The 8,222-nt window shown below is 68.3% G+C and carries 7 protein-coding genes; 1 reads left to right on the plus strand and 6 read right to left on the minus strand.

Annotated features, from left to right (window positions below):
- From D588_RS0122480 to D588_RS0122490, 3 genes are all read right to left on the minus strand, one after another.
- The coding region (locus D588_RS0122480) for a Mur ligase family protein (protein ID WP_017917605.1) at positions 1–646 on the minus strand (646 nt) is incomplete at its 3' end.
- A gap of 428 nt (positions 647–1,074) precedes the next feature.
- Positions 1,075–1,719 carry a histidine phosphatase family protein gene (locus D588_RS0122485; RefSeq protein WP_017910762.1) on the minus strand — a complete coding sequence of 215 codons (645 nt, stop codon included), beginning with the start codon at positions 1,717–1,719 and terminating at the stop codon, positions 1,075–1,077.
- Between the two features lie 165 nt (positions 1,720–1,884).
- The gene (locus tag D588_RS0122490) at positions 1,885–4,044 is read right to left on the minus strand and encodes a S46 family peptidase (RefSeq protein ID WP_017917606.1); all 2,160 of its coding nucleotides are present in this window, start codon (positions 4,042–4,044) and stop codon (positions 1,885–1,887) included.
- Positions 4,045–4,195: 151 nt separating this feature from the next.
- On the opposite strand from D588_RS0122490, the gene tdh reads away from it, so the two are divergent.
- Positions 4,196–5,227 carry an L-threonine 3-dehydrogenase gene (gene tdh / locus D588_RS0122495; protein ID WP_026144006.1) on the plus strand — a complete coding sequence of 344 codons (1,032 nt, stop codon included), beginning with the start codon at positions 4,196–4,198 and terminating at the stop codon, positions 5,225–5,227.
- 89 nt (positions 5,228–5,316) lie between these two features.
- On the opposite strand, the gene D588_RS0122500 is transcribed toward tdh, so the two are convergent.
- The 3 genes from D588_RS0122500 to cysW form a co-directional block, all read right to left on the minus strand.
- Positions 5,317–6,015 (minus strand): TorF family putative porin, encoded by a 699-nt coding sequence (locus D588_RS0122500; RefSeq protein ID WP_017910766.1) that lies wholly within the window; start codon positions 6,013–6,015, stop codon positions 5,317–5,319.
- A 302-nt stretch (positions 6,016–6,317) separates the two neighbouring features.
- Positions 6,318–7,358 carry a sulfate/molybdate ABC transporter ATP-binding protein gene (locus D588_RS0122505; protein WP_017914302.1) on the minus strand — a complete coding sequence of 347 codons (1,041 nt, stop codon included), beginning with the start codon at positions 7,356–7,358 and terminating at the stop codon, positions 6,318–6,320.
- Between the two features lie 7 nt (positions 7,359–7,365).
- Positions 7,366–8,222, minus strand: an 857-nt coding sequence (cysW, locus tag D588_RS0122510; protein ID WP_026144007.1) for a sulfate ABC transporter permease subunit CysW, incomplete at its 5' end; no start/stop codon positions are given.

The following is an 8,222-nucleotide window of genomic DNA, read 5'->3' on the forward strand; positions in this document are numbered from 1 at the left end:
TGCCGGCGCGCAGCGCATTGGCGCCGATCGCGTAAGCGCGGCGCAGCACGCTGGAGGGCGGATCGATCTCGCCGAGCACCAGCGGTTTCCACGGCCGCGCGATGCCGGCCTTCTCCGCACCGATCGCTTCGCGGTCGGTGCCGAGCCAGTCGGTGTGGTCGATGTCCACGGTGGTGATCACCGCCACATCGGCATCGACCAGGTTCACCGCATCCAGGCGGCCGCCGAGGCCGACTTCCAGCACCGCCAGTTCCAGCTTGGCCTGCTGGAAGAGCCATAACGCCGCCAGCGTGCCGTATTCGAAGTACGTCAGCGCGGTGTCGCCGCGCGCGGCCTCCACTGCCGCGAAGGCGGTCACCAGGTCGGCATCGCTGGCCTCGTCTCCGTCGATGCGCACGCGCTCGTTGTAGCGCAGCAGGTGCGGCGAGGTGTAGCTGCCCACGCGCCAGCCGGCGGCACGCGCGATGGCCTCGACGAAGGCGACGGTGGAGCCCTTGCCGTTGGTGCCGCCGACGGTGATGACGTGCTTGGCTGGCTTGGTCAGGCGCATGCGTGCGGCGACCGCGCGCACCCGCTCCAGGCCCATGGCGATGTCCTGGGGGTGCTGGCGCTCGATGTAGGCGAGCCATTCGGGGAGGGTGTTCATTTGTGTATTTCTAGCCTTTCAGGCAAGCGCGCTCGCTCGCCTGCGTCAGAAGCAACAGCTTTGGAGCGACAGCTTTCGCGCTGACGCGCGAGTCACTTTTCTTTGCTTGTGCAAAGAAAAGTAACCAAAAGAAAGCACACCCGGGCGCCGCGCCCTCCGCGCTACGCGCTCCGGGTGCGCACTTGGCCTGGGCATTTTTCGACGGCACATCCATGTGCCGGCGAAAAACGGCGCGCTTCCTGCGCGCCGCCCCTTCGGGGTTTTCGCCCAGGCCAAGTGCCGCGGCTCACGGGATCCCGAAAAGCAAAGCAAAAGCACAGCAACGGCAACGGCAACGGCAACGGCAACGGCCAAGCAAACCGCATCGGAAGCGGGAAGGATCAACTCGTCGACGAGACGACGCACGCTATACGCGCATCATGTCGGCCCTACAGCGCCCGATGCTTCGCCTCGCCGAAGAACGGCGTGTGATGCGCGCAATCGTTCAAGCGCACCACTTCCAGATGCTCCACATCCGGCCCTTCCAGCAGGTTCAGCGTGGTCGGCGCCTGGCGGAAACTCCACAGCCGCGCGATCGGCAGGCCCAGCACCCGGCACAGGATCACCCGGTTGACCGCATCGTGCGCCACCACCAGCAGCGTGTCGTGCTCGCCCAGGCCCTCGGCGGCGCGGGTCAGGCCGCGCCAGGAGCGCTCCAGCACCTGCCGCAGCGACTCGCCACCCGGCATCAGCACCGTGTCCGGTTCCTCGCGCCAGGCGCGCAGGCGCGCCGGATCCTTCTCGTGGATCTCGCTGGCCAGCAGGCCTTCCCACTCGCCATGGGCGATTTCCTGCAGGTCCGGATCGGTCTGCAGCAACGCCTCGCGCTCAGGGCCCAGGGCGAAGCGCGCGGTGCGCTGCGCGCGGGCCAACGGCGAGGCCACGGCGCGGGTCAGCGGCACCTCGCGCAGGCGGGCGCCCAGCGCCTGCGCCTGAGCGTCGCCGACCGGCGACAGCGGGATGTCGATCTGGCCCTGGTAGCGGCCTTCAGCGTTCCACGGGGTTTCGCCATGGCGGGCGAGCAGAATGCGCATGCGCTGGATTCCTTGGGGGGAAGGGGCCGTCTCGCAAACGAAAACGGAGCGGCATGATACCCGCTCCGTCGCCGGAAACCCTGCGCTGCATCCCGCGTGCCCGCCGCGGCGTGCCGGGGCGGACATGCGGACGGCGGCCGTAGCCGCCGCCCGCCGGAACCTGGCTCACTTGGCCAGGTTCAACTCCTTCAACAGCCGCGGCGCCGGCATCACTTCCTGCATGATCCAGTGCAGGTAGCGCGAATCGACCGCGATCATCCGGGTCATCGCCGGATCGAACACCCAGTTCGAGCTCACCGACTCCCAGTTGCCGTCGAAGGCCAGGCCGACCAGCTTGCCGTGCGCGTCCATCACCGGCGAGCCGGAATTGCCGCCGGTAATGTCCAGGTCGGACAGGAAGTTGACCGGCACCGTGCCCAGCCGCTTGTCCTCCAGCCCACCGTAGCGCTTGGCCTTGGCCGCCTCCAGCAGCGCCTTGGGCGAGTCGAACGGCTCCACGCCGGTGTCCTTGGCGACCACGCCTTCCAGCGTGGTGAACGGGGTGTAGGCCACGCCGTCCTTCGGCACGTAGCCCTTGACGTTGCCGAAGGTGATGCGCAGCGAGGAGTTGGCGTCCGGATACACGAACTCGCCCTGGCTCTTCTTGTAGTCGGCCACGGCCTGCAGGTAGCGCGGACGCGCCAGCAGTTCCTCGCCCTCACGCCGCTTCTCGTCCTGCTCGATCTGCAGCAGGGTCGGCATCAGCGCCACCGCATAGCGCAGCGCCGGGTCGTCGCTGGCCTCGAACGCGGCGCGGTCGGCATGCAGCCACTTCAGGCGCGCCTCGGTATTGCCCAGCTGGGTGCCGGCCAGACGCGTGGCGGCGGCCTGCGCGTCGGCACCGGCCAGCCACTGGTCCAGCGCCGGCAGGCGCTGCGCCTTCGGCAGCTTCAGGTACTGGTCGAACCAGTAGCGCTGCAACTGGCTGTCCATGGCGGCGACGTAGCGGCGCTCCATCTGCTTCATCGCGCCCTCGATCTCGGGCAGGTCGCGCTCCTGGTAGCCCGGCTCGCGTTCGGCGTCCGGCTTGGCGCGTTCGATCGACAGGCGATACAGGGACACCGCACTGCCGAGCACGCCGGTGCGGCGCATCTGCCGCAGCACCAGGTCGCGATCGCGGGTGGCCTTGGCCTGCTCGCCCAGCGCCAGCAGTTGCGCATGCGCCTGCAGCGCGGCCTTGCCCTCGCCGCCCTGGCGCTTGAGCCAAGCCAGCACCGCGTCTTCCTCGGCGTGCTTCTTGGCCGCCGCGTCGATGCGCTTGAAGCCCTCCAGCTGGCCCTCGTAGTTCTTGGCGACGTTGTTCCAGCTGGCCATGGTCGCGGCGTACTTCACCTGGATGTCCGGGTTCTGCTTGCCGGCCTGCTCGACCAGCGCGATCAGGTCGCGGTACTGGCGCGCGGCGGTGGGGTAGCCCCAGCTCGCGGTGGCGTCGAACTCGGAGGCCAGCGCATAGCGGTTGGTGCGGCCCGGGTAGCCGGCGACCATGACGAAATCGCCAGCGCCCAGCGGCTGGTCGGCGAACTTCAGGAAGTGCTTGGGCTGGTACGGCACGTTGTCCTTGGCATAGGCGGCCGGCTTGCCGTCCTTGCCGACATAGGCGCGGTAGAACGAGAAGTCGCCGGTGTGGCGCGGCCACATCCAGTTGTCGACGTCGCCGCCGAACTTGCCGATGCCCGACGGCGGCGCGTAGGCCAGGCGCACGTCGCGGATTTCCAGGGTGCGGAACAGGCGGTAGGTGTTGCCGCCGGAGAAGCTGTACAGCTCGCAGCGGTAGCCGGCATCGGCTTCGCACGCGGCGACCTGGGACTTGTCGAAATCCTCCAGCGCCTGCGTGCGCTTGAGCGCATCGTTGCCGGCCGCGGCCATCGCCGCCTTGGCCTGCGCGGTGACGTCGGTGATGCGGTCGAGCACGTAGATGCGCGCGTTCGGGCCCGCGCTCAGTTCGGCGCCCTGGCTGGCGGCGCTGAAGCCGTCGCGGATCAGGTTCTTCTGCGGAGTGGAGTTGAGCTGGATCGCGCCGTAGGCGCAGTGGTGGTTGGTCACCACCAGGCCCTGCGGCGAGACGAAGCTGGCGGTGCAGCCGCCGAGCGAGACCACCGCGCCCATCGGGTCGCCGGTGAGATCGGACAGTTGTTGCGGCGACAGCTTCAGGCCGGCCTGCTGCAGCGGCCCGGCGATGTCCGGCAACTGCTGCGGGACCCACATGCCCTCGCCAGCGTGGGCGACGGAGGCGCCGGACAGGGCGGCCACGGCGGCGATGGCGACAGCCAACGAATTCGAACGCATCGAATGGTTTCCTTGATGACAGACGTTAGAGTGTAACGGCTGTCATCAAGCGGCCGGACCGTGACCAATGGCACCCTGACCGCGCCGCAACATGGCCGCGTCGGCCGGGCGCTTATACTGCGCGCCCTCTTCCCATCGAATCTGCACCGACATGGCGCAAACAATGAAGGCGCTGGTCAAGCGCGAGGCCGCCAAGGGCATCTGGCTGGAACAGGTGCCGGTGCCGGTGCCCGGCCCCAACGAGGTGCTGATCAAGCTGGAAAAGACCGCGATCTGCGGCACCGACCTGCACATCTACCTGTGGGACGAGTGGAGCCAGCGCACCATCAAGCCCGGCCTGACCATCGGCCACGAGTTCGTCGGCCGCATCGCCCAGCTCGGCTCGGCGGTCACCGGCTACGAGGTCGGCCAGCGCGTCTCGGCCGAAGGCCACATCGTCTGCGGCCACTGCCGCAACTGCCGCGGCGGGCGTCCGCACCTGTGCCCGAACACGGTCGGCATCGGCGTCAACGTCAACGGCGCCTTCGCCGAGTACATGGTGATGCCGGCCTCCAACCTGTGGCCGATCCCCGACCAGATCCCGTCCGAACTGGCCGCGTTCTTCGATCCCTACGGCAACGCCGCGCACTGCGCGCTGGAGTTCGACGTGATCGGCGAGGACGTGCTGATCACCGGCGCCGGCCCGATCGGCATCATCGCCGCGGGCATCTGCAAGCACATCGGCGCGCGCAACGTGGTGGTCACCGACGTCAACGACTTCCGCCTGAAGCTGGCCGCGGACATGGGCGCGACCCGCGTGGTCAACGTCGCCAACACCTCGCTCAAGGACGTGATGGCCGACCTGCACATGGAAGGCTTCGACGTGGGCCTGGAGATGAGCGGCAATCCGCGCGCGTTTAACGACATGCTCGACTGCATGTACCACGGCGGCAAGATCGCCATGCTCGGCATCATGCCGCGCGGCGCCGGCTGCGACTGGGACAAGATCATCTTCAAGGGCCTGACCGTGCAGGGCATCTACGGCCGCAAGATGTACGAGACCTGGTACAAGATGACCCAGTTGGTGCTGTCCGGCTTCCCGCTGGGCAAGGTGCTCACCCACCAGTTGACCATCGACGAATTCCAGAAGGGCTTCGACCTGATGGAAGAAGGCAAGGCCGGCAAGGTCGTGCTGAGTTGGTGATGCGCGCGCCGTGGCTACGCGGCGATGCGATGCCGAAAAAGACGAAGGGCGCCTCGCGGCGCCCTTCGTATTTTCACGAGACGATGCGATCAGAACGCGATCGTGCCCGAGACCACCACGCGGTGACCGGCCAGGCGCTCGGTAAAGTTCGCCGCGCCCTTGTTGTCGGTGTCGTAGTAGCCCACGCTCAATGCCAGCGGGCCGACCATCTTGCCCACGCTGACGTTGTAGTCGGTGTAGTCCTGGTACGCGGTCAACGCGCTTTCGTAGGTGGTGCGGCCGACGTGCGCGCCGACGCTGAAGCCCTGCGGCAGCGACCAGTTCCCGTCCAGCGCGTAGTAGAAGCTGTCCCGGTCCAGGTTGTACACGTTGTCGGTGTAGGCCACGGTCAGGGTGTAGGTCTTGAGGAACTTGGTCTTGGTGATCAGTTCGTTGTAGTTCGACTTGCCGGCGCCCGGATAGCCGTAGCGGTTGACCATCACGTCGAAGTTCCAGTCCGGCGAGAAATCGACGTTGTAGCCGACGAAGCCGTCCACTTCCCAATCCGGATCGCCCGCGCCGAAATCGACGTTGGAGCCCCAGGTGCCCACGTACAGGCCGAACGGCGAGGTGTAGGTGAGGCCGGCCTGGAACGCCGGGCCTTTGTTGGTCTGGGAGACGCCACGGAACACGTAGTCGCTGACCACGCCATAGGAGCCGGTGATCGGCGAGGTGGGCTCGTCCTGGGCCAGGACGGTGAGCGGCGAAGCGGCCAGTGCGACGGCCAGGGCGAGAGTGGTCTTGTTCACCGGTCATTCTCCTAGGGTTGACGAGGAAGGGGTGCAGCGACGAGGCGGATGCGCCTTTACGGTTTTTTAACTGCTTTGATCGTGCAGTGCAACAACTTTTCACGCGGCGCATGCCACGCCGTGACACAAAACCCCCGATCGCGCCAAGCGCGGACACAGCGAGCCGCCGACAGCGGGAGCCGGCCTGCCAGGGAAGGCCCTCGTCCGGGAGTTGGCGGTCAGGCCGCGACCGGGCAGGCAGCCGCTGGCCACACCAATGCGCAGGCGCGGGCGATCGCCGATCGGCAGGGCGCGATGGCGCCTCAGTCGGGCCGGGCGAAGACCCCGAAACGGCGTGCGCGCAGGTGCAATGGCTGGCCCGGCGCGTAGTCGGGTGCCCCCTCGCCCGCCGGCAGTTCCACCTCGACCTCGTCGTGGCCGTGCGCCAGCTGCGCGCGCAAGCGCAGTCGCGGGCCGCTGCGCTGGATCGACAGCACCGTCGCCGCCCAGCCCTCGTTGCCTGGCGCCAGGTCTTCCGGCCGCACATACAGCTCGACCGGACCACTGGACAGCGGCGTCGACGGCGCCGGCAAGGCCAGGCCGCCGACCTGCACCGCCCCGTCGTGCAGACGCGCGGGCAGCCGGTTCACCGCGCCGACGAAGGCGTAGACGAAGGGCGAAGCCGGCTGCTCGTAGACCTGTGCCGGGCTGCCGATCTGCTCGATCCGGCCGCGGTTGAGGATGGCCACGCGGTCGGCCAGTTCCAGCGCCTCTTCCTGGTCGTGGGTGACGAACACCGTGGTCAGGCCGGTGCGTTCGTGCAGCTCGCGCAGCCAGCGCCGCAGGTCGCGGCGGACCTGCGCGTCGAGCGCGCCGAACGGTTCGTCGAGCAACAGCACGCGCGGCTCGATCGCCAGCGCGCGGGCCAGCGCCACACGCTGGCGCTGGCCGCCGGACAGTTGCGCCGGGTAGCGTCGCTCCAGATCGTGCAACTGCACCAGCGCCAGCAGTTCCTGCACCCGCGCGCGGATGCGCGACTCGCTCCAGCGCGCCTCGCGGCGCACGCGCAGGCCGAAGGCGATGTTCTCGTACACGCTCATGTGCTTGAACAAGGCGTAGTGCTGGAACACGAAGCCGACCCGGCGCGCCTGCACCGACAGCGCGGTGGCGTCCTCGCCGTGGATCAGCACGCGTCCGCGGTCGGCATGTTCCAGCCCCGCGATCACCCGCAGCAGCGTGGTCTTGCCGGAGCCGGAGGGCCCCAGCAGCGCCAGCAGTTCGCCCTGGCGGATGTCCAGGCTGACGTCGTCGAGCGCGGCGAAATCGCCGAAGCGCTTGCCCAGATGCTGTACGCGAATGCTCATCGCAACCTCAATGTCGGTGAGTGGCGGCCAGCGCCGCGCCGTGGCGCCAGTGCAGCCAGGACTTGACGGCGAGCGTCAGCAGCGCGGTCAGCGCCAGCAGGCTGGCGCAGGCGAAGGCCGCGCTGTAGGCGTATTCGTTGTAGAGGATCTCCACATGCAGCGGCAGCGTGTTGGTGCGCCCGCGGATCTGTCCGGACACCACCGACACCGCACCGAACTCGCCCATCGCCCGCGCACTGCACAGCAGCACGCCGTACAGCAGGCCCCAGCGGATGTTCGGCAGGGTCACCCGCAGGAACGTCTGCCAACCGCTGGCGCCCAGGCTCAGCGCTGCCAGCTCCTCGTCGTCGCCCTGCTGCTCCATCAGCGGCATCAGCTCGCGGGCGATGAAGGGAAAGGTGACGAAGGTGGTCGCCAGCACGATGCCCGGCAGTGCGAACACGATGCGCGGCAGATGCAGCGACACGTCGCCCAGCGGCGGCAGGTGCAGCCACACGCCTTCGTCGATCAACGGCCAGACCCAGCCGTTGCGGCCGAAGATCAGGATGAACAACAGGCCAGCGACCACCGGCGACACCGAGAACGGCAGGTCGATCAGGCTCACCAGCAGGCGCTTGCCGGGGAAACGGTGCTTGCTGACCGCCCAGGCCGCGGCCACGCCGAACACCAGGTTCAACGGCACCACGATCGCCGCCACCAGCAGGGTCAGGCGGATCGCCGCCAGCGCGTCCGGATCGGAGATCGCGCGCCAGAACACACCGACGCCGCTGCGCAACGCCTCGGTGAACACCAGCAGCAAGGGCAGCAGCAGGAACGCCAGCAGGAAGGCGAGCACGCCGCCGATCAGCAACCGCCGCACCCAGC

This window comes from Xanthomonas sp. SHU 308, assembly GCF_000364645.1.
In the GTDB taxonomy this organism is placed as follows: Bacteria; Pseudomonadota; Gammaproteobacteria; order Xanthomonadales; family Xanthomonadaceae; genus Xanthomonas_A; species Xanthomonas_A sontii.

What these genes read in the sequence shown, in the direction of transcription:
- D588_RS0122485 (WP_017910762.1), bottom strand. Translation starts at nt 1,719, where the DNA reads ATGCGCATTCTGCTCGCCCGCCATGGCGAAACCCCGTGGAACGCTGAA.
- D588_RS0122505 (WP_017914302.1), bottom strand. Translation starts at nt 7,358, where the DNA reads ATGAGCATTCGCGTACAGCATCTGGGCAAGCGCTTCGGCGATTTCGCC.
- D588_RS0122490 (WP_017917606.1), bottom strand. Translation starts at nt 4,044, where the DNA reads ATGCGTTCGAATTCGTTGGCTGTCGCCATCGCCGCCGTGGCCGCCCTG.
- tdh (WP_026144006.1), top strand. Translation starts at nt 4,196, where the DNA reads ATGGCGCAAACAATGAAGGCGCTGGTCAAGCGCGAGGCCGCCAAGGGC.